The 19,079-nt window shown below is 67.7% G+C and carries 22 protein-coding genes; 9 read left to right on the forward strand and 13 right to left on the reverse strand.

Features of this window, described 5'->3' with window-relative positions:
* Window positions 1–91: 91 nt before the first annotated feature.
* The gene (locus tag ACAM49_RS17605) at window positions 92–694 is read left to right on the forward strand and encodes a dihydrofolate reductase family protein (protein WP_369636603.1); all 603 of its coding nucleotides are present in this window, start codon (window positions 92–94) and stop codon (window positions 692–694) included.
* Here ACAM49_RS17605 and ACAM49_RS17610 read toward each other — a convergent pair.
* Entirely contained in the window at window positions 691–1,362 is a 672-nt protein-coding gene (locus ACAM49_RS17610; protein ID WP_369636604.1) for a TetR/AcrR family transcriptional regulator, read from the reverse strand. The two genes, ACAM49_RS17605 and ACAM49_RS17610, sit on opposite strands and share 4 nt — an antisense overlap.
* Before the next feature lie 142 nt (window positions 1,363–1,504).
* Here ACAM49_RS17610 and ACAM49_RS17615 point away from each other — a divergent pair, with 142 nt between their 5' ends.
* The 5 genes from ACAM49_RS17615 to ACAM49_RS17635 are packed head-to-tail and all read left to right on the forward strand — an operon-like array spanning window position 1,505 to window position 6,569.
* Entirely contained in the window at window positions 1,505–2,656 is a 1,152-nt protein-coding gene (locus ACAM49_RS17615; RefSeq protein WP_369636605.1) for an acyl-CoA dehydrogenase family protein, read from the forward strand.
* A 28-nt stretch (window positions 2,657–2,684) separates the two neighbouring features.
* A complete protein-coding gene (gene fabG, locus ACAM49_RS17620) occupies window positions 2,685–3,434 on the forward strand; it encodes a 3-oxoacyl-ACP reductase FabG (RefSeq protein ID WP_369636606.1) in 750 nt (249 codons plus the stop codon).
* A 17-nt stretch (window positions 3,435–3,451) separates the two neighbouring features.
* On the forward strand, window positions 3,452–4,609 hold the full coding sequence (locus tag ACAM49_RS17625) for an acyl-CoA dehydrogenase family protein (RefSeq protein ID WP_369636607.1): 1,158 nt from the start codon (window positions 3,452–3,454) through the stop codon (window positions 4,607–4,609).
* A 26-nt stretch (window positions 4,610–4,635) separates the two neighbouring features.
* Window positions 4,636–6,120, forward strand: a complete 1,485-nt coding sequence (locus ACAM49_RS17630; protein ID WP_369636608.1) for a long-chain fatty acid--CoA ligase — start codon at window positions 4,636–4,638, stop codon at window positions 6,118–6,120.
* Entirely contained in the window at window positions 6,117–6,569 is a 453-nt protein-coding gene (locus ACAM49_RS17635) for a MaoC family dehydratase (protein ID WP_369636609.1), read from the forward strand. The genes ACAM49_RS17630 and ACAM49_RS17635 overlap by 4 nt, the downstream gene beginning before the upstream one ends.
* A gap of 51 nt (window positions 6,570–6,620) precedes the next feature.
* Here the strand turns inward: ACAM49_RS17635 and ACAM49_RS17640 are convergent, their stop codons facing one another.
* Window positions 6,621–7,253, reverse strand: coding sequence for a YdcF family protein (locus ACAM49_RS17640; protein WP_369636610.1), 633 nt, complete (start codon window positions 7,251–7,253; stop codon window positions 6,621–6,623).
* A gap of 415 nt (window positions 7,254–7,668) precedes the next feature.
* Between ACAM49_RS17640 and ACAM49_RS17645 the strand changes: the two genes are divergently transcribed.
* A complete protein-coding gene (locus ACAM49_RS17645; protein WP_369636611.1) occupies window positions 7,669–8,136 on the forward strand; it encodes a carboxymuconolactone decarboxylase family protein in 468 nt (155 codons plus the stop codon).
* Between the two features lie 114 nt (window positions 8,137–8,250).
* On the opposite strand, the gene ACAM49_RS17650 is transcribed toward ACAM49_RS17645, so the two are convergent.
* Window positions 8,251–9,102 carry an NAD(P)H-binding protein gene (locus tag ACAM49_RS17650; RefSeq protein WP_369636612.1) on the reverse strand — a complete coding sequence of 284 codons (852 nt, stop codon included), beginning with the start codon at window positions 9,100–9,102 and terminating at the stop codon, window positions 8,251–8,253.
* A 90-nt stretch (window positions 9,103–9,192) separates the two neighbouring features.
* On the opposite strand from ACAM49_RS17650, the gene ACAM49_RS17655 reads away from it, so the two are divergent.
* The gene (locus ACAM49_RS17655) at window positions 9,193–9,648 is read left to right on the forward strand and encodes a MarR family winged helix-turn-helix transcriptional regulator (RefSeq protein WP_369636613.1); all 456 of its coding nucleotides are present in this window, start codon (window positions 9,193–9,195) and stop codon (window positions 9,646–9,648) included.
* 15 nt (window positions 9,649–9,663) lie between these two features.
* On the opposite strand, the gene ACAM49_RS17660 is transcribed toward ACAM49_RS17655, so the two are convergent.
* Genes ACAM49_RS17660 through ACAM49_RS17700 form a run of 9 tightly spaced genes read right to left on the reverse strand, consistent with a single transcriptional unit; the run spans window position 9,664 to window position 18,180 of the window.
* On the reverse strand, window positions 9,664–10,251 hold the full coding sequence (locus ACAM49_RS17660; protein ID WP_369636614.1) for a hypothetical protein: 588 nt from the start codon (window positions 10,249–10,251) through the stop codon (window positions 9,664–9,666).
* Window positions 10,252–10,285: 34 nt separating this feature from the next.
* Entirely contained in the window at window positions 10,286–11,242 is a 957-nt protein-coding gene (locus tag ACAM49_RS17665) for an MlaD family protein (RefSeq protein ID WP_369636615.1), read from the reverse strand.
* The gene (locus ACAM49_RS17670; RefSeq protein WP_369636616.1) at window positions 11,239–12,324 is read right to left on the reverse strand and encodes an MlaD family protein; all 1,086 of its coding nucleotides are present in this window, start codon (window positions 12,322–12,324) and stop codon (window positions 11,239–11,241) included. The genes ACAM49_RS17665 and ACAM49_RS17670 overlap by 4 nt, the downstream gene beginning before the upstream one ends.
* Window positions 12,321–13,418 carry an MlaD family protein gene (locus ACAM49_RS17675; RefSeq protein WP_369636617.1) on the reverse strand — a complete coding sequence of 366 codons (1,098 nt, stop codon included), beginning with the start codon at window positions 13,416–13,418 and terminating at the stop codon, window positions 12,321–12,323. The genes ACAM49_RS17670 and ACAM49_RS17675 overlap by 4 nt, the downstream gene beginning before the upstream one ends.
* Window positions 13,419–14,432, reverse strand: a complete 1,014-nt coding sequence (locus tag ACAM49_RS17680; RefSeq protein ID WP_369636618.1) for an MlaD family protein — start codon at window positions 14,430–14,432, stop codon at window positions 13,419–13,421.
* Complete coding sequence (locus ACAM49_RS17685; protein WP_369636619.1) at window positions 14,420–15,424, reverse strand: MlaD family protein; 1,005 nt, start codon at window positions 15,422–15,424, stop codon at window positions 14,420–14,422. Before ACAM49_RS17685 ends, ACAM49_RS17680 begins: the two co-directional genes overlap by 13 nt.
* Window positions 15,421–16,470, reverse strand: a complete 1,050-nt coding sequence (locus tag ACAM49_RS17690) for a mammalian cell entry protein (RefSeq protein WP_369636620.1) — start codon at window positions 16,468–16,470, stop codon at window positions 15,421–15,423. The genes ACAM49_RS17685 and ACAM49_RS17690 overlap by 4 nt, the downstream gene beginning before the upstream one ends.
* A 4-nt stretch (window positions 16,471–16,474) precedes the next feature.
* Window positions 16,475–17,323 (reverse strand): ABC transporter permease, encoded by an 849-nt coding sequence (locus ACAM49_RS17695; RefSeq protein WP_369636621.1) that lies wholly within the window; start codon window positions 17,321–17,323, stop codon window positions 16,475–16,477.
* Entirely contained in the window at window positions 17,323–18,180 is an 858-nt protein-coding gene (locus tag ACAM49_RS17700) for an MlaE family ABC transporter permease (protein ID WP_369636622.1), read from the reverse strand. Before ACAM49_RS17700 ends, ACAM49_RS17695 begins: the two co-directional genes overlap by 1 nt.
* Window positions 18,181–18,415: 235 nt before the next feature.
* Between ACAM49_RS17700 and ACAM49_RS17705 the strand changes: the two genes are divergently transcribed.
* Entirely contained in the window at window positions 18,416–18,691 is a 276-nt protein-coding gene (locus ACAM49_RS17705; protein ID WP_369636623.1) for an Lrp/AsnC family transcriptional regulator, read from the forward strand.
* Window positions 18,692–18,715: 24 nt separating this feature from the next.
* On the opposite strand, the gene ACAM49_RS17710 is transcribed toward ACAM49_RS17705, so the two are convergent.
* Window positions 18,716–19,024, reverse strand: a complete 309-nt coding sequence (locus ACAM49_RS17710; RefSeq protein ID WP_369636624.1) for a hypothetical protein — start codon at window positions 19,022–19,024, stop codon at window positions 18,716–18,718.
* Window positions 19,025–19,079: the final 55 nt, after the last annotated feature.

A 19,079-nucleotide genomic window follows, 5' to 3' on the forward strand; every position in this document is an offset into this window, starting at 1 on the left:
GGGTGTGAGCACCGATGAGTTTCGGATCGGGGGGCCGTCGTATCAGTGACCGCGCGGCCTAACGACATCATCACTGGCAAGGAGCACACTCATGCGCAAGATCACCGCTGGACTGTTCATTTCCCTCGACGGCATTGTCGCCGACCCGCAGGACTGGCACTTCCCGTACTTCAATGACGAGATGGGCGAGGCTGTTTCGGCGCTCGTCGCCCCGGCCGACACGCTGCTGTTCGGGCGGGTCACCTATGACTCGTTCGCCGGCGCGTGGCCGGAGCGGGAGGCCGCGGGCGGCGAGGACGCCGGGTTCGCCAAGGCACTCGGCGATATGCGGAAAATCGTTGCCTCGCACCGGGAATTGGAGTTCGACTGGCGCAATTCCGAACAGCTGCAAGGGGACCTGGTGGAGGCCGTGGCACTGCTGAAGGCCGAGGAGGGCGGCGAGATCTCGATGAGCGGCTCGCCCTCGGTGGTTCGGCAGCTGCTGGCCGCGGAACTGATCGACGAGCTGCATCTGCTCGTGCACCCGGTGGCGCTGCAGAACGGCGGGCTGCGGTTGTTCGAGGAGGGCGATCCGATTCCGCTGCAGCTGCTTTCGGTCAAGGCCTTCAAGACCGGTGTGACGCACCAGGTCTACGGCCCCGCGAGCGTACCCGCGGACGCCGGGTACGACGAGGCCAAAGAGCACATCGCCTAATCGGATTCGGCAAGGCGGGTCTGCTGACGGCGGGCCCGCCTTTTCGCGATGGCGTCGAACCGCAATTGCAGGCCGTCCACGAAGGCGGACAACGCCAGTTCGAAACTCTCGGAGTCGATTTCGTCGGCCTTGGCGCGCAGTAGATGCGCCTGCTCGAGGTGTGGGTAGCGGTCGCGATAGACCTTGACGTCGTCGACGAAGCCGCGGGAGAACGAACCCATGGTCGCGCCCATGACCAGATACCGGGTGGCCGCGCCGATCATGGTGGCGTCGCGCGGCGGCCAGCCCGCCGAGACCAGCCCGCCGTGCACGGCGTCGGCGTGGCGGAGATTCTCCTCGCGGGTGCCCGGCCCCGCGGCCAGGTAGGCGACGAAATTCGGATGCAGGACCAGGGCGTCGCGGTAGGAGTGGGCCCAGGACACCAGGCCGGTGCGCCAGTCGCCTGACTCGAACCCGGAGGTGTCGACGCGGGCCATGATGCCGCCCGCGATGTCGTCGAAAACCGCGTCCTTATTGGGGTAGTGGGTGTAGATCGAGGCGGCCTGCACGCCCAGCTCGGCGGCGAGCTTGCGCATGGACAGATCGGTGAGACCGTCCCGGTCGATCAGGGTCAGGGCCGCCTCGCGAATGCGTTCGCGGCTCAGTAGCGGCACTTTCGGTCTGGCCATCCGGCTCACCTCCCTCTGTGGAGAACCCCAATGAGCCCCCGTAGGCGGTTGAATTTATCACTCGGATCTTGAAAAACCGAACACTGTTAGGATAACTTCGAGTCATAAACCTAACACCGTTTGGTTAGGAGAGATCACAATCATGGACTTCGAACTCGGCGAGTCCCAGCACGAACTACGCGAGCTGGCTCGGGCCTGGGTCGACAAGGAAGTCGTGCCGTACGCGGCCGAGTGGGATCGGGCCGAATCGGTGGATACCGCCATCGTCGGAAAGCTCGGTGACATGGGCTTTCTGGGCATCGAGATTCCCGAGGAGTACGGCGGGTCCGGTGGCACCGCGCTCGATTACTGCCTGCTGCTCGAGGAACTCGGCCGTGGCGACAGTTCGGTGCGCGGCATCGTGTCGGTATCGCTCGGGCTGGTCGCCAAGTCCATCAAGACCTACGGCAATGAGGCGCAGAAGCAGGAGTGGCTGCCGCGCCTGTGCTCGGGCCGGGCGCTGGGCTGCTTCGGTCTCACCGAGCCCGACACCGGCTCCGACGCGGGCAACCTCACCGCCAGAGCCGTTGCCGACGGCGAGGATTGGCTGATCTCCGGCACCAAGATGTTCATCACCAACGGCACCTGGGCCGACGTCGCGATCATTTTCGCGCGTACCGGCGGGCCCGGGCCCAAGGGTGTGACCGCGTTCCTGGTCCCCACCGACGCGCCGGGCCTCACCCGCAAGGAGATCAAGGGCAAGCTCGGCCTGCGCGGCCAGGCCACCGCCGAACTGGTCCTGGACCGGGTGCGAGTGCCCGACACCAACCGGCTCGGCGAGCTCGGCCAGGGCTTCAAGATCGCCATGGGCGCGCTCGACAAGGGCCGCATGGGCGTGGCCGCAGGGTGTGTCGGCGTCGCGCGCGGCTGCCTCGAGGCCGCGGTGAAATACGCTCGGGAGCGCGAACAGTTCGGCAAGCCGATCGCCTCCTACCAGCTGGTTCAGGAACTCATCGCCGACATCTCGGTCGAGGTCGAGGCCGCGCGGCTGCTGGCCTGGCGGGTGGCGGATCTGGTGGAGAAGGGCAAGCCTTTCGGCACCGAGGCGTCGGTCGCCAAGCTGTTCGCCAGCGAGGCCGCGGTGAAGGCCGCCAACAATGCCATCCAGGTGTTCGGCGGATACGGCTACATCGATGAGTACCCGGTGTCGAAGTACCTGCGCGACGCGCGCGTGCTCACCCTCTACGAGGGCACCAGCCAGATTCAGAAACTGCTCATCGGGCGCGCACTTACCGGCGTCAACGCCTTCCTCTGAACCCTATTCGTACACAAGGAGATTCATCATGTCGAAAGTCGCCGTAGTGACCGGAGCCGCCCGCGGCATCGGCGCGGGCACCGCCGCCCGCCTGGCCGCCGACGGATTCGCCGTCGCCATCGTCGATCTCGACGAGGCGGCCTGCAAGGACGCCGTGGATGCGATCGTCGCCAAGGGCGGCACCGCGATCGCGGTGGGCTGCAATGTCACCGACGAGGCGCAGGTCGCGGCCGCGTTCGAACGCATTGCGTCCGAACTGGGTTCGGTCGACGTGCTGGTCAACAACGCTGGCGTGCTGCGCGACAACCTGCTGTTCAAGATGTCGGTCGACGACTGGGATCTGGTCATGAACGTGCACCTCAAGGGCACGTTCCTGTGCTCGCGCGAGGCGCAGAAGTACATGGTGAAGCAGAAGTCCGGCAAGATCGTGAACACCTCCAGCGTGTCCGCCCTCGGCAGCCGCGGGCAGGCCAACTACTCGGCCGCCAAGATGGGCATCCAGGGCCTGACCCGCACGCTCGCAATGGAATTGGGGCCGTTCGGCATCAATGTCAACGCGGTCGCGCCCGGCTTCATCGTCACCGAGATGACCGATGCCACCGCCGCCCGCGTGGGCGTCTCGCCGGAAGAGTTCCGCGCCGAAGCCGCCAAGATCACCCCGCTGCGCCGCGTCGGCGAGCCCGCCGATATCGCGAACGTGGTGTCGTTCCTGGTCTCCGAGAACGCTTCGTTCGTCACCGGTCAGACCATCTACGTCGACGGCGGACGCCGTCTCTAATCCCGGAGATCTTCACCATGCAGAGAACAGTTTTCGACAAAGACCACGACGCCTTCCGTGAGACCGTCCGGGCCTTCCTCGAAGCCGAGGTCGTCCCCGTCTACGACGAGTGGTACGCCGCCGGAATCGCACCCCGCGACTTCTATTACAAGCTGGCCGAACTCGGCGTCTTCGGCATCGAGGTCCCCGAGGAGTTCGGCGGCGCGGGCATCGAATCCTTCAAGTTCCAGGCCATTCTCATCGAGGAATGCGCCCGCGCCGCGGTCTCGCTCGGCGGCTCCGGCGTGCACGTCGGCCTGTGCCTGCCCTACATCCTCAACCTGGCCACCCAGGAGCAGAAGGAGCGCTGGCTGCCCGGCTTCGTCTCCGGCGAGATGATGTTCGCCATCGCCATGACCGAGCCCGGCACCGGCTCCGACCTGGCCGGAATGCGCACCACCGCAAAGCTTTCCGAGGACGGCACGCACTACGTGCTGAACGGGTCCAAGACTTTCATCACCGGCGGCGTGCTCGCCGACCGCGTCATCGTGTGCGCCCGCACCGCCCCGGCCACCGAAGGCGATCGCCGCCACGGCATCTCGCTGTTCGCCGTCGACACCAAGACCCCGGGCTACACCGTCGGCCGCAAGCTGGACAAGCTGGGCCTCAAGGTCTCCGACACCGCCGAACTCAACTTCACCGACGTCATGGTGCCGGTCGAGGATCTGCTGGGCGAGGAGCACAAGGGCTTCTCCTACCTGGGCCAGAACCTCCCGCAGGAGCGGCTGTCCATCGCCGTCGGCGCGTACGCGCAGGCCAAGGCCGCCATCCGCTTCGCCAAGGAGTACACCCAGCAGCGCAACGTCTTCGGCCAGCCGGTCGCGGCCTTCCAGAACACCAAGTTCGAACTGGCCGCCTGCCAGGCCGAGGTGGACGCCGCCGAGGCCGTCGTCGACCGCGGCCTCGAGGCCCTCGACGAAGGCACTCTGTCGCCCGCCGACGCCGCCTCGGCCAAGCTGTTCTGCACCGAGGTCGCCCACCGCGTCATCGACCGCTGCCTGCAGCTGCACGGCGGCTACGGCTTCATAAACGAGTACCCCATCGCCCGCCTGTACGCGGACAACCGCGTCAACCGCATCTACGGCGGCACCAGCGAAGTCATGAAGATGATCATCGCCAAGAACATGGGTCTCTAGCCCCACCCATCGAACCAGAGGTCTCAATGAACGCGACTCTCTCCCTGGCCTCCATCCTCGCCGAACCGGCGTGGCGGCGACCCGACCACCTCGCCCTGATCGAGGGCGACCAGCGCATCACCTTCCGCGACCTGTGGCGGCAGGCCCGCGAACAGGCCGGGGCGCTCATCGAACTCGGCGTGCGGCCCGGGGATCGGGTCGCGCTCATGGGGCCCAATACCGCCGACTTCCCGCGCGCGTACTTCGCCATTCTGGCGGCGGGGGCGACGGTGGTGCCGGTGCATCTGCTGCTCACCGCCGATGAGGCCGAGTACGTGTTGCGCGACAGCGGGGCCAAGCTCATGATCTGCCATCCGATGGTGGAGGCCGTCGGCAAGGAGGCCGCCACCCGGGTCGGCATCGACTCGGTCAGCCCGAAAGAGCTGGTCGGAGAAGCGATTCCGGCGTACGTGTCGCGCAGCCCGCTGGATACCGCGGTGGTTTTCTACACCAGCGGCACGACCGGGCGGCCCAAGGGTGCGGAGCTCAGCCACCTCAATATGGTGATGTGCGCGACCGTGAACGCCTTCGACGCCAACGAGGTCAAGCGCGAGGACATCGCCCTGGGCGCGCTGCCGCTGTTCCACGTGTTCGGGCAGACGGTGTCGATGAACTCGCACTGGCGACTCGGGGCGACGCTGGTGCTCATGCCGAGATTCGATGCGGCACAGGCGCTTCGGCTGATGGTGCAGGAGAACGTCAGCACCTTCCACGGTGTTCCGACCATGTACCACGGCCTGCTCGAGGCGGCCAAGGGTGCGGAGCGGCTGCCCGAGCTGCGGCTGTGCATCAGCGGCGGCGCGGCCATGCCGCCGGTCATCATCGAGGAGTTCGAGCAGGTCTTCGGCTCCCACATCCTCGAGGGCTACGGGCTGTCCGAAACCTCGCCCACCGCGACGGTGAACCAACCGCTGCTCGGCCCCGAGGTCGGCACCGTCGGGCACCCGGTGTGGGGCGTGGACGTCGAGATCGCCGATCCCGATGTCCGCGAACGGATCTCACTGCTGCCCGTCGGCACCATCGGCGAGGTCGTGGTGCGCGGCCACAATGTGTTCAGCGGCTACACCGGACGACCCGACGCCACCGCCGAAGTCATGGTGGACGGCTGGTTCCGCACCGGCGACCTCGGCATCAAGGACGAGGGCGGGTACCTGCGCATCGTGGACCGGATCAAGGAGATGATCATCCGCGGCGGGTTCAACGTGTACCCGACCGAGGTCGAGGCCGCGCTGCTGCGGCATCCGAACATCGGCCAGGTGGCGATTATCGGTGTGCCGGACGAGAACTACGGCGAGGAGATCCTCGCGGTGGTGGTGCCGTCCGGGCCCTTGACCGCCGAGGAGGTCATCGAGTACGCCAAAGAGCATGTGGCCCGGTACAAGTACCCGCGCCGGGTCGAGTTCGTGACCGAACTGCCGATGGGGCCCACCCACAAGATTCTCAAGCGGGAACTGAAGGAGCGTTACGCGTGATCGATTTCAGCGATTTCGAGCAGCTGCGCAAGGCTGTGGGCACCGAACTCGGTGTCAGCGACTGGATCACGGTCGACCAGAAGCGCATCGACACCTTCGCCGACGCCACCGACGACCACCAGTGGATCCACGTCGACGCCGCCCGCGCCGCCGCCGGACCCTACGGCCGCACCATCGCGCACGGGTTCCTCACCCTGTCGCTGGTCGTGCCCATGACCGCGCAGGTCATGACCGTCAGCGCGGCGAATATGGCAATCAACTACGGGCTCAACAAGGTTCGCTTCATCAACCCGGTGCTGGTGGACAGCCGCATTCGCGGCCGGTTCACCCTCGACGCGATCACCGATATCCCGGGCGGCGTGCAGGCCGTGCGGACGGTGACCATCGAGATCGAGGGGCAGGACAAGCCCGCCTGCGTCGCGGAGAGCATTGCCCGCTACCTGGCCTGAGTGCGGATTCGCGAGGCCCGCCGATCGAATCGATCGGCGGGCCTTCGCGTTTCACTGGACGTGTGGCCCGAACGGCTCCGCCGAGAGCGGCGCGGTCTCCGGTGTCATGGTCGCCACCACCGCGATTCCGGCCGCGTGGAAATTCGTCAGCGCCCGGGCGATGTGATCCGCCGAGGTGATCAGGATCGCCGCGTGCGCGCCGATCGCGTCCATCAGCTGCGCCGAGAAGGCCGCGTTCTGGACCGTCGAATTCGCCTTGGTCTCGGCGTGGATCCGGGCGCGATCGATACCGTGCTCGACCAGCCAGTCCGCCATGGCGTCCGCCTCGGTGACCCCGTTCTGCGGATTGCCGCCGGTCACGATGACCGGCGCCTGCGGGGAGAGCAGCGCCGAGACATAGCCGGCGTAGAGGCGGGCCATGAGTTCCGGGCGCATCTCGCCCTCGGGCGTCAGGCCGTAGCCGAGCACCACGATCGCGGTGTCCGGGGCGAACAGCGCGGGCAGGTTGACACCCGGCAGATCGATCCCGGGCAGGCCGATGCCCTTCAGATCGACATCGGTGAAGTTCAGCGTCTTCAGCGTATCGAGGGTGGCCAGCACATCCTGGGACAGGCCTTCCAGCGGATCGATCTGCACCGGCCGCGGCGGTGCGTCCGCGTGTGCCGGGGCGGCGAGGCAGGTCATGGCGATGACCGTGGCGCCGGGGAGGAGGGCCTGTAAGGCCTTGGTGCGTAAGGGTTTCGGGGCGGCGCGGTGATGTCGGCCGGTCCGGCCGCGTCGCACGGTCGGGCGGACCCCCTGCCACTGACCGCTGGATGAGATTTTCCGATGTCTGCCTGCGTCGAGCATCGCAACCCCCTAGGTAGCCGGGATGTGACTACCGGTCGGTTCACAATCTTCCGAGATTCATGATCGCGCCGGATCCGCTCCGGTGTAGGCCGTTTCGCGAAATCAAGATCCTAGAAATAGGGGCGGCGGACCGAGGGCTCTCTCCGAGGGTTTTCGCCGTGACCGGGGTCACATGCGAGGCGATGTCACACCTGTGCGGGCGGCGTCGTCAACCTGACGAAGCCAACCAACACACAGAATCGAGAGAACGATGATCCGCTTCAACATGTTCGAGAACGAGATCGCCGCCAAGTTCGTCAAGCGCCTCAACACCGCGGGCCGCGTCGCCGAGGAGTCCACGCTGCCCAAGGCCACCCAGGAACTGGTGAAGATCCGCGCCTCGCAGATCAACCACTGCGGCATGTGCCTCGACATGCACGTCAAGGACGCCGCCGCGGCCGGCGAGACCGCCGTCCGCCTGTCCCTGATCGCCGCCTGGAAGGAATCCACCGTCTTCACCGACGCCGAGCGCGCCGCTCTCGCGTTGACCGAGGAGGGCACCCGCCTGGCCGACGCGTCGCCCGGCATCTCCGAGGACACCTTCGCCCAGGTCCGCAAGCACTACGACGACAACCAGATCGGCGCCCTCATCTCCCTGATCGCCACCATCAACGCCTGGAACCGCCTGAACGTCATCGCCGGCAACCAGGGCGGCGACTACGTCCCCGGCCAGTGGTGACACCCGCCCGCTATCCCGCCGATGCTCCGGCGGGATAGCGGCGACGCACTGAGTGGCACACCAGTGAGGGGAAATCGGGCAAATCCCCTCGCTGGTGTGCCACTCAGCGGTGGGTTAGGGGAGGAAGGCGTCGCGGTGGGATTTGCACCAGGTGGCGAAACTTCTTGCCGGGCGGCCGAGTAGGTCGGCAACCGTGCTGGTGCGGGTGGCGACGGCGTCGGTGCGCATGAGGGTGAAGCCTTCGAGGATGGCTTCGGCCAGGCGTGGGGGAGCGCCGTTCGGGTAGCGGGCGGCTACCGCCTCCTCGGGGGTGGCGGTTTCTCGGATCTTCAGGGGGCGCTGGAGGATTCGGGAGAGGATCGCGACTTGGTCTGCGCAGGTGAGGAGTTCGGGGCCGGTCAGGTGGTAGGCCGTGTTTTCGTGGCCGAGGTGGGTCAGGCAGCGGGCGGCTACTGCGGCGATGTCAGCCGGGTCGATCGGGGCGTAGCGGCCGGGGCCGGAGGGGTCGAGGATCGGGTCGCCCGCGCGGATGGTCGGGATCCATTCCAGGGCGTTGGACATGTAGCCGCCCGGGCGGAGGATTGTGTGGGGAATTCCGGTGGCGCGCAGCAGTTCTTCGCGTTCGTGATGCCAGCTGCCCATGGCGGGCAGGGGATCAACGAGGACGTGGGCCGAGGAGATCAGCACGATGTGGCCGACGCCCGCGCGCTCGGCCGCTTTCAGTGCATTGCGGGTGTGGTCCATGCCGATGCCGGGGGCCAGGAGGAACAGGGCCGATACGCCGGTCATGGCGCGGTCGAGGGCGGCCGGGTCATCGAGGTCGCCGAGGAATGGCCGGGCGTGGGCGGGCAGGGTGGCCGCGCGGGTGGAATCGCGGACGAGGGCGCGGAATTCGGTGCCGTTCGCGTCGAGGAGGCGGGTGAGTTCGCGGCCGATGTTTCCGGTCGCACCGGTGAGCAGTAGCATGGGATCTCCAGATCGTTAGCCGTCTACCGAAAAACGTTAGACGGCTAACGATTGGTGGTCAATACCCGTTCGCGCACCCTCGGAGGCTCGGTGTCCGACTTCTTGGATCTGCACGGCCGCACGTCGAAAGCCCTGCGCGCCTTGGCCGATCGCGATATGCGCCGCCACGGCCTGCATCTCGGCCAGAACCATGTGCTGGCCGTGCTGTGGGAGAGCGACGGGCGCACGCCGGGGGAGATGGCCGCCGCGCTGGACGTCACCACCCCGACCGTTGTGAAGATGGCCACCCGCATGGCCGCCGCGGGTCTGCTCACCCGCCGCCGCGACGAGCGCGACAATCGGCTGGTGCGGCTCTGGCTCACCGACCGCGGCCGCGAGCTACGTGAGCCCGTCGAGGCGGACCGGAAGGCATTGTCGGACAAGCTCACCGCCGACCTCACCGACGACGAGCGGGAACACCTCATGTCGGCCCTGGCCAAGATCCACCGCACCGCCGCCGACCTCCTCGGCGGCCCGCTCGATCACACCGATTCGATCCCCGACTGAGACCGCGAACCCCGGCTACTTGGTGGGCAGCGCGTTCTGCAACCCGCCCACCTCGGTGATCTTCCACCCGGAATTGCGGTCGATGGTCATCGAGTAGGTGACGGTGCTCTGGCTGCCGTCCGGCGTCTGCGCGCTCGTGGAGGTGACGTTCAGGTAGGCGTTGACCTTGTAGATGCCGCCCGCCTCGGAGGTCACCGCCGCCGACAGCGGAGTGGCCTTGGAGGTCCACTGCAATGGCAACAGGATCCGTTCGAGTTGCGGTGCGGTGGCATCGAATTTGGCCGACAGCTGGGGTGTGGTGCCCGCCTGCAGGCGGCCGAGCCAGCCCTTCACATCGTGGTAGTCGATGGTGGACGCGCCGAGGGCGTAGTCGGTGGCGATCTGTTCGGCGTGCCGGTCGGCGGCGGCGGTCGCCTCGCGGTCCGACAGTTTCGACGAGGCCGAGGCGTAGAGCACGCCGAAGGTGATCGACACCGCCAGCAGGGCGGTGATGGCGGCCGCGACCAGGATGGTCGAGAGCCGAATCGACACAGTCAGTGTGGGTTTCGCGGTTTCGGGCGACTTTTCCGGGGACTTCGCGGTCGGTTCGATGGTGGAGGTCATGTCTGTCCTTTCGCCGAATCGGCTGGGGTGGCGGCTATTTGAGTCCGATCCGGAAATGCACCGCGCCGTCGTCGCCGACCCCGCGCAGGGCCTGGTCGATGAGCGCGCTGATATCGAGGGCGGGGGTGCGCCGCAGCGCGTCGCGCACCACGGGATCCAGGGCGGGCCCCAGCGGAGCCAGGCTGGGACCGATCTGCGCGATCAGGGCATCCAGCGACTTCAGGAACGGCACCAGGCCGTCGCCGGTGAAATACGAGTCCACCGGCCGGCTTTCGGCCAGGGCGGCGCCATTGGCGACGATGTCGTTGAGGGTGACGCCGAACTGCCCGAGCGGCGGCCCCGCGGCGGCGAGGGACGGCCCGAGCCAGTCGATATTGCCGCCCATCGCCTGCAGGTCGGTGAAAAGCTGCCGGATGGCGGCGGTGCGGCTGAGCAGGGTGGCGGCCAGCAGATCGGTGGAGCGTTGCAGCACCGCCACGGCCTGATCGGTGCCCGCCAGGGCACGGTCGAAGGTGCCGACCAGGTGGCCGATCGACTCCGGATGCAGCTGGTTCAGCAGATCCACCACCCGCGCCGCGAGATCGGTGACGGTGGTCGGAGCATGCACCCGGTCGGCCGAAATCACCTGGCCGTCAGCCAGATACGGCCCCGCCGCCGACTGCGGCGCGAACTCCAGATACGGCTCGCCCAGCGCCGAGAGCTGTTCGATGCGCACCTCGCTGGCGATCGGAACCCGGTAGCGGTCGTCGATGCGCAACCGCACCCGCACCCCGCGCGCCTGCTTGTCCACCGCCTCGGCGCGGCCGATCTGGATGCCGGTCAGCAGGATCGGCGAATTCACCCCGAGTCCACCCGAATTGTCCAGGCGCAGTTCGGCGGTGAAGTAGCCGCGCCGGGGATCGAGGTGCAGGACGCCGATGGTCATATAGGAGATGCCCAGCAGCAGCACCGCCGCGATGGCCGAGAACGACAGCAGCGTACGCGTATTCATCGCACCGCTCCGATCATGCGCAGGGTGTCGACGATGCGGTCGGTGCGGTCGGCCGCCGACAGGGTCGCCGGGGGCAGGCCCGCGACATTCACCCCGACCAGGTTCACCTTGGGTCCGCGTTCGGCGAACGGAATCAGCTTGTTCTGAATGAGATCGGTGAGCAGCTTCATGTTCGACGGCGAATCGCTGTCGAGCGGATGGCTGCCGAACAGCATGGGCACCAAGGCGCGCGCCGCGCCGTCCAGGGAACCGACCAGCGGACCCAGCCAGGAGGCGGCCGGACCCAGCGGACCGAGGGCGGTGAGCACGAAGATGACGCCGATCTCGGCGTTGATGGCGTCGGTGGTGTGCTGGACGCCGTAGGGGGTGAGCAGGCCGTCGAGCATGGGCTCGTTCTTGGTCAGGCCCTCGTCCACCGTGGCCCGCAGGCCGTCGAGCAGGGCGTCGACCGAGGCGAGATGGTCGCCCAGATCGGTGAAGTCGGCCCCCAGCACCCCGGCGATGCGCGCGGTGTCGGCCGGATCGCGCGGCATCACCCCGTTCATCTTGCGCACGATGTCCTGGAAGTCGGCGACCGCGCCGCTGCCGATGAACGTCGATAACCCGGCCAGCACATCCTCGATCGAGGGCGAGCGGGCGGTGTCGGCCAGCCGGATGGTCGCGCCCGGTTGCAATTGCGCCGCAGCGGAATTCGCCGGTTCGGTCAGCGCGATGTGGACATCGCCGAGCAGTGTGTCCTGGCGCAGTTCGGCGGTGGTGCCCACCGGCAGCCGCACCGAGGTGCGCACGGCGACATCGGCGATGGCGTATCCGGACTTGGCGGGCCGGTCACCGCTGGCGGGCACCGCGTCCACCAGCGTCACGTGGGTCAGCTGGCCGACCCGCACACCGTCGGCGAGCACCTTGGCGCCCTGCGGCAGGTTGAGCACATCGGCGAATTCGATGTGCAGGGTGTAGGTGGGTCCCGAGACGCCCGAGCCGGGGACGGGGATGTCGCCGGGCTGCATATCGCAGGCGGTGGCGGCGAAAAGCAGGGTGAGACAGGTGATCACGTGCACTCCGGCACGCCGCCAGGTCTTCATCGCGCGCTCACCGCCGCCAGCAGCGCGGGCACCGCGGGCACGGTGACGACACCGCCGTTCGCCTGGCAGCCCGTCCCCGTGAGGGTTTGGACCGCCGCGCACAGCGCATCGGAATCGGACTGTGCGAGTGCGAGTTTCGGCGGCGCGTACCCGATCGTGAACTGCCCGGTGTCCGGGTCGAGCGCGGTGGCGAAACCGGTGGCCACGGCCGGGGTCATGCCGATCACCTGGGTGAGCGAACCCACCCCCGCGGCGATCAGCTTCGCGAGGTTCGCGGCATCGATCTTCTTCAGCGCCGGCGCGGCCAGCATCATGATGGCGTCATTGGCCTGCGGCAGCACATTGGTCAGCGCCGCCACCAGCTCGATGATCGGCGGGAAGGCCAGGTTGACGATATCGGTGAAGGCCTGCGGCAGACCGACGGACACCTCCTGCAGGTGCGGCCAGCCATTGCGGGCGCGATGGGCGAGCTCGGTGAGCGCGTCCAACAGCCTGCCCAGATGGCCGACCGCGGCGTCGGGCGCGGCGAGCGCCTTGGACAGCTGCTGGATCAGGCCGTTGATCTCGTCGCCGGTGCCGCTGGTCGCGGCGTCGAGCGAGTCCAGGCCATTGGCGAGCGCGGTGCGCTGACCGGCGTCCCCGCTGCCGTTCAAGCCGTCGACCAGGGCGGTGAGCGCGGCGAAGGTCTGCGTAAGGCTCTTGGGCGTCAGGGTTTTGGTGATACAGGTGCCCGGATCCCAGGCCGCGCCGGTCGGTTCGGCCCCGATCAGGGTGAGGGTGCGGTCGGAGACGAGGGTGTCGCTGACCGTCACCGCGCCGACATCGGGCGGCAGCTTGCGGTCGGCGCGGACGGTGAAGCGCACCAGGGCGGTAGGGCCGTGCGGGCTGATCTCGGTGACGCGGCCGACCGGAATGCCGAGAATGGCGACGGCACTGCCCTTGTACAGGCCGATGGTGTCGGGCATCTCGGCGCAATAGCCGCGCGTCGGCGGCTCGGGCTTGCTCAGGCGCAGGCCGATCCCGGCCGCCAGCACCAACGTCAGCACCACCGTGATCGACATGAAGCCGCGAGAGCCCAATACTCGCTTGAACATTCAGCACCCCCCTCCGGGCACGGGCACGCACACCGAGACGACCGGCACGGTCACGCCCGACTGATCGACGCTCACCCCGCCGCCCGCGGGCAGTAGCGGTTGCAGCCGCTGTTGCAGGCCGCGGATCGAATCCAGCAGCGTGCCCAGCCGTTCGCCGAGTTCGCTCAGCTTCGGGATGGCATCGGCCAGGGGTTGCGCGCGATCCTTCAGGCCGTTGTCCCAGGCCCGGCCCAGCGGGGTGAAATCGGTGGCCACGACGGCCATGTCGCGCAGCGCCTGCGACACCACCACCTTGTTGTTGCGGATGAGCTCCTCGAGGGTGCCGAAGGTGTTCATCAGCGTGGCCAGCACATCGGAATTCGCATTGAGCGCCGAGAGGTACTCGTCGGACATGGACATGGTCCGCGAGATGTCGGCGTTCTGCTTGTCCAGGATGCCGACCAGATCACCGGCCGCGCGCAGCACCGCGCGCACCGATTCCGGGCTGCCGGTGACCGATTGGGACACCGCCGCCATGTCCTGGCGCAGCATGCCGCCGTCGATCTTGGCGACCGGGTCGATGGCGTCCTGGAAGGCGCGGGTGAGGCTGTAGGGCAGCAGCACCCGATCCTGCGGAATCACCGTGTCGCCCAGGGGTTTCGAGCCGGCGGGGGAGAGCGCCAGGTAGTAGCCGCCGACCACGGTCAGCATGCGCACATCGAGGGTGCTCTGATCGCCGACGAAGGTATCGGCGTCGACGCTGAACTCCATGCGGACCCGATCCGCCAGCAGGGTCAGCGATTTCACCTTGCCGACGGGTATCCCGGCGACTCGCACGTCGTCGCCCGTGCGGATCGTTCCGGCCTGGGAGAGATCGGCGCGGTAGGTGTGTTCGGGGGTGGTTCCGGTGGCGTATACCGCGCCGATGGCGATGACCAGGAGTACGACGACGGCCAATCCGGCTATACCCCAGCGGATGTCGTCACGTGGTTCGGGGTGGCCGGTCCTCTGCCTCCACCATCTCAGTTCTGGCACAGCGTGATCCTCTGTCCGGCGGTGAGCAGGCGCAGCGGCTCGGGCGCGGTGGCCGGGCCGTGCGAGCAGGTGAGTTCGGCGTCGGGCCCGGTGCGCGGCACTGCGGCGGTCATGGCCTGGATCAGGCCCGGCAGTTCACCGAAGACGGCCACCGCCTGCTGCGGGTCCGGGAACGCCTGCTTCAGGACGGTGTCCAGGTCGCGGTCGCGGGCCCCGGTGACGCCGAGCGTGGTGAGCAGATCCCGAAGCGGTTGCAGCACCGGCGGAATGGTGGCGGAGAAGGTGATCAGACCCGGCAGCTTGTCACTGATGGTGACGAACAGGTCGGTCATATTGGTGAGCAGCTTGATGGCGTTGTTCGACCTGCCGCCCATGTGGTCGGAGATCTGGGACAGATTCGCGACCAGGGTGGACAGCACCGCTTGGCGGTCGGAGGCGTAGCGGCTGAGCTTCTCGATACCGCCCAGCGCCGGACCCAGACCGGTGCCGTCACCTTGGATGACCGCGAGCATCGAGGTAGCGAACAGGTTGAGGTCATCGGGCTCCATCTGCGCCAGCACCGGCTGCAGACCCTTGAACAGCGTCGTGATGTCGAAGGCGGGAACGGTTTCCGCGGTGGTGAAGACGGCTGCGGGGGAGCGGCGGCCCTCGGGCTGGGCGGGCTGTTCCAGATCCAGATAGCGGAAACCGGTGAGGTTCTGGAAGCGGACCGCGATCTTGGTATTGGCGAAGACCGGATGATCGCGGCTGACGGTGAACCGCACCCGGGCCAGATTGCCCGACAGCCCCACCGTCTCGACCTTGCCGACCTGGACCCCGTACAGGCGCACATCGTCACCGGTCCGTACCCCGTTGGCATCGGTGAAAAGTGCTGTATAGGTGTCGGTTTCACCGCTCACCGGGCGCTCTACCACGCGGAACACGCCGATCAGCACCAGCGTCATGACCGCGACGGCGGTGCCGACGCGCAGCAGCAGGGCGGGGGTTCTCATCGCTGTCCCTCCCCGGTCGGCTGTCCGAGCTGGGCCGAAAGCGGTTGCGCCAGGGCGGGAACCAACTCGACCGACACATCGAGGACCGGCCCGTCGGGCCCGTCGTGGAAGGCCGCGCCCAGGCGGGTGAGCAGGTCGGTGAGCTGCTGCGCGGAGCGCTCGGGCGTGCTCACCGAGGCGCTGATCCGATCCAGGATCAGACTGCCCATGGGCATCAGGCCCTGGAAATGCTGCTGCGAGGTGCCGAGCATGGCGGTGGCCACCGGCAACAGTTCGCTGGTTATCCGGTCGAACATCGAGCCGTAGTTCTGCACCTGCTCGTCGGTCTTCAGATGCTCGTTGGCGTAGGACGCCCACAGCACCGCCAGGCCGCCGGTCAGCATGGGCGGCAGTCCGGTCAGCGCGGACCCGTATCGGTCGAACAGCAGCGACGGCGGCAGCTGCTGGGTCTCGGCGAAGGAGCGGGCCGTCGCGCCGATGGCCTGCAGCAGCGGGACGAAACCGTCGAGATCATGGGCGAATCGGCGCAGCAGCTCGACCAGTTCGGGTGTCAGGACCTTGTCGCTGAGGGTGCCGGTCGACTTCAGCAGCGTGGCCAGGGTGGCGTCGCGGACCCGGCCGGAATCGCCGGTGAGGTCCACGGTCGTGCCATTGACCAGCGCCGAGCCGCCCGCGCCCGAACGCAATTCGACCGAGCTGATCCCGAACAGGTTGCCGGGAGCGTAATCCAGCGCCAGCGCGTCGGTCAGGCCGAACAGCCGAGAACCGCTGAGCTCCAAAGTCATCCGCTGACGCCCGGGACCGGAGGATTCGATGGCGGTGACCGTGCCGACCCGCACGCCGTCCAGGCGCACATCGGTGCCGGGCGCGACGCCCGCGCCGACCCGGCCGACCAGCAAAGCGACGTGCAGCTGATCCGGGGGAGGGTTCTCGGGCCAGGCGCGCCAGCCGACCACGGTCAACAGCGACAGCACCAGCGCGCACACGCCGAGCACACGCGCGCGGCGCGGGCCCACTTCGGTTCCGGGCAGGGAGTATTCGGGCACGTCATCACCCCGTGAACGAGATCGGGGAGCGGAAGCCCCACAGCACGATGGTGGCCAGCATGTCCAGCGCGATGATCGCGACCAGGCTGGCGCGAATCGCCCGGCCCGACCCGATGCCCACGCCCTCGGGACCGCCGGTGGCGAAAAAGCCCTGATAGCAGTGGATCAGGACCACCGCCACCGCGAACAGCATCACCTTGATGGTCGCGGCCACCACATCCCAGCCGACGACGAACTGATCGAAATAGTGGTTGTAGGTGCCCGACGGGGTGCCGTGCACGGTGGTCACGATCAGCTCGCAGGAGGCGTAGCTCAGGATCAGCGCCACCACGAAAGCCGGTGCCACCGCGATGATTCCGGCGATCACCCGGGTGGTGACCACGAACGGCACCGACCGGATGCCCAGCGACTCCAGGGCGTCGATCTCCTCGGAGATGCGCATGGAACCGATCTCCGCGGTCATCCGGCACCCCGCCTGCGCGGCGAACCCGATACCCGCCGCGATCGGGGCCAGTTCCCGGGTCACACCGAACGCCGAGATCAAACCGCTGAGCTGGCCCAGCGACAGCAGATTCAGCGCGCTGAACGCCTCGATGCCGATGGAGGCGCCCATGGCCGCACCCATCAGCAGCATGAGCGGCACCACGCCGCCGCCGATGATCACCGAACCGCGACCCCAGGTCATATCCGTGATCACCGCCGCGGTCTGGCGGCGGTAATGAACCACGGTGTAGGGCACCGAGGACAGCACCTGCCACGCGAAACCTATGACGAATCCCAGGTTCTCGATCGGACCCAGCGGCCGCAGGCGACGGGTCCAGCCCAGGCCGGGCGGGAGGTAGGGGGCCGCCATCACGCCATCCGAACCGGGATGAACATGGTGACCACCTGCGTGATCGCCGTGTTCAACACCGTCACCGAGGCCACCGACATCACCACCGCGGCGTTCACGCCGTCCGCCACCCCGCGCGGGCCGCCCTTGGCCTCCAGCCCGCGCTGACAGGCGATGACCACCACCAGGAATCCGAAGATCACCGATTTGATCAGCGACACCCAGATGTCGATCGGCATGGTGAACGAGCCGAACGACTGCCAGTACGACCCCGGCGTCACCCCGAGCGCCGTCACCGCCACCGCGAAACCGGAGGCGATGCCGATGAAGATGATCAGCACGTTCAGCAGCGGCGCGACCAGCATCATGGCGGCGATGCGCGGAACCACCAGGCGCTGCACCGGATCCACGCCCATCACCCGCATGGCGTCGACCTCCTCGCGTATGGTGCGCGCCCCCAGATCCGCGGCGATCGCGGCCGCCCCGGCCCCGCCCAGCAGCATGGCGGTGGCCAGCGGCGCGCCCTGTTTGATGACGCCGAGCCCGCCGGCCGCGCCGATCATGGAATCCGCGCCCAGCTGCGAGACGATATTGCCGACCTGCGCCGAGACGATGACGCCGAACGGAATCGCCATCAGCACACTGGGTATCGCGGTGACCCGAATGAGAAACCAGGCCTGCGTGAGCGTTTCGTGCACCGGGAAGCGCATGCGGGTCAGATCCGCGCCGCCGATTCGAATCGCGTTCGCCGCCATGCGCAGTGAGCGGCCCAAGGTCCCCAGGCTCGACAGCACCGTCTCGCCGAAATTCCGTCGTAGTACCTGTGCCCCGGACAATTCCGTGGCATCCGACCGATCATCGATCTCAGCCGTCGACATCGAACCTCCTTGCGGCTCTTCGTCACTCCCCTGGACGATCACCCGCAGGCACCTGCTGCCCCACCAGCCGTGCGAAACCCGCGCCGATCTTGGGGGGAGACGCTACCCCGATTGGAACAGGTTCTAGACGCACTTTCGAAAATCTGATAAATCCGGCCCCGGAATCTCGGACCGGATCCCCCGGGCTCGGGGGGAATCCTGGGCCGGTGGTCCCGCGCTGACTAGAGTTGGGCGCATGATTACCGCGATTGTGCTGATCTCCGCCGAGGTCGATCGAATTCCCGAGACCGCGGAGGAGCTGGCCGACATCAAGGGTGTCGCCGAGGTCTACTCGTGCGCGGGGGACGTGGACCTGATCGCCGTGGTGAAGGTGCGCGACCACGAGGAGATCGCCGAGGTGGTGACCGGGCGCATCAACAAGACGCCGGGCGTGCTGCGCACCGCGACCCACATCGCGTTCAAGTCGTACGCGCGCGCCGATGTGGAAGCCGGATTCTCGATCGGCGAATAGCCGACCCCCGAGAGACCGCCCCGGTCAGTGGGTCAGGACCGACGCGCCGAGAGCCGAGCCCGTATGACCGGGCTCGATGGTGTGCGTGACGCCGCCCTTGCAGCCGGGGAACAGGTACACCCGGACCGGCGACGCGGTGCCGTTGTCGATGGTGAGCCGGCGCGGCACTTTGCGGAGGGTCAGGCAATCGTCGGGGTTGCCGTAATTGCGGCCGTCCACGATCAGAGCGCCGGTCTGGGACGTCTCCGTGCGGGCCCAGTGCGCCGCGCTCACCGGGATGCCGATGCCCAGGAACACGACCACCAGGCCGGGTAGCACCACGCCGTATCGCATGACGAAACTGTAACGCCGCCGTGACCATCCCAGTCGCAAACACACAGCTGAGTGG

This window comes from Nocardia sp. JMUB6875 (genome assembly GCF_041154655.1).
Classification (GTDB): Bacteria; Actinomycetota; Actinomycetes; order Mycobacteriales; family Mycobacteriaceae; genus Nocardia.

What these genes read in the sequence shown, in the direction of transcription:
- ACAM49_RS17615 (WP_369636605.1), top strand. Translation starts at nt 1,505, where the DNA reads ATGGACTTCGAACTCGGCGAGTCCCAGCACGAACTACGCGAGCTGGCT.
- ACAM49_RS17665 (WP_369636615.1), bottom strand. Translation starts at nt 11,242, where the DNA reads ATGAATACGCGTACGCTGCTGTCGTTCTCGGCCATCGCGGCGGTGCTG.
- ACAM49_RS17650 (WP_369636612.1), bottom strand. Translation starts at nt 9,102, where the DNA reads ATGCTACTGCTCACCGGTGCGACCGGAAACATCGGCCGCGAACTCACC.
- ACAM49_RS17605 (WP_369636603.1), top strand. Translation starts at nt 92, where the DNA reads ATGCGCAAGATCACCGCTGGACTGTTCATTTCCCTCGACGGCATTGTC.
- ACAM49_RS17610 (WP_369636604.1), bottom strand. Translation starts at nt 1,362, where the DNA reads ATGGCCAGACCGAAAGTGCCGCTACTGAGCCGCGAACGCATTCGCGAG.
- ACAM49_RS17670 (WP_369636616.1), bottom strand. Translation starts at nt 12,324, where the DNA reads ATGAAGACCTGGCGGCGTGCCGGAGTGCACGTGATCACCTGTCTCACC.
- ACAM49_RS17625 (WP_369636607.1), top strand. Translation starts at nt 3,452, where the DNA reads ATGCAGAGAACAGTTTTCGACAAAGACCACGACGCCTTCCGTGAGACC.
- ACAM49_RS17630 (WP_369636608.1), top strand. Translation starts at nt 4,636, where the DNA reads ATGAACGCGACTCTCTCCCTGGCCTCCATCCTCGCCGAACCGGCGTGG.
- ACAM49_RS17645 (WP_369636611.1), top strand. Translation starts at nt 7,669, where the DNA reads ATGATCCGCTTCAACATGTTCGAGAACGAGATCGCCGCCAAGTTCGTC.
- ACAM49_RS17700 (WP_369636622.1), bottom strand. Translation starts at nt 18,180, where the DNA reads ATGTCGACGGCTGAGATCGATGATCGGTCGGATGCCACGGAATTGTCC.
- ACAM49_RS17695 (WP_369636621.1), bottom strand. Translation starts at nt 17,323, where the DNA reads ATGGCGGCCCCCTACCTCCCGCCCGGCCTGGGCTGGACCCGTCGCCTG.
- ACAM49_RS17675 (WP_369636617.1), bottom strand. Translation starts at nt 13,418, where the DNA reads ATGTTCAAGCGAGTATTGGGCTCTCGCGGCTTCATGTCGATCACGGTG.
- ACAM49_RS17660 (WP_369636614.1), bottom strand. Translation starts at nt 10,251, where the DNA reads ATGACCTCCACCATCGAACCGACCGCGAAGTCCCCGGAAAAGTCGCCC.
- ACAM49_RS17710 (WP_369636624.1), bottom strand. Translation starts at nt 19,024, where the DNA reads ATGCGATACGGCGTGGTGCTACCCGGCCTGGTGGTCGTGTTCCTGGGC.
- ACAM49_RS17640 (WP_369636610.1), bottom strand. Translation starts at nt 7,253, where the DNA reads ATGACCTGCCTCGCCGCCCCGGCACACGCGGACGCACCGCCGCGGCCG.
- ACAM49_RS17685 (WP_369636619.1), bottom strand. Translation starts at nt 15,424, where the DNA reads ATGAGAACCCCCGCCCTGCTGCTGCGCGTCGGCACCGCCGTCGCGGTC.
- fabG (WP_369636606.1), top strand. Translation starts at nt 2,685, where the DNA reads ATGTCGAAAGTCGCCGTAGTGACCGGAGCCGCCCGCGGCATCGGCGCG.
- ACAM49_RS17705 (WP_369636623.1), top strand. Translation starts at nt 18,416, where the DNA reads ATGATTACCGCGATTGTGCTGATCTCCGCCGAGGTCGATCGAATTCCC.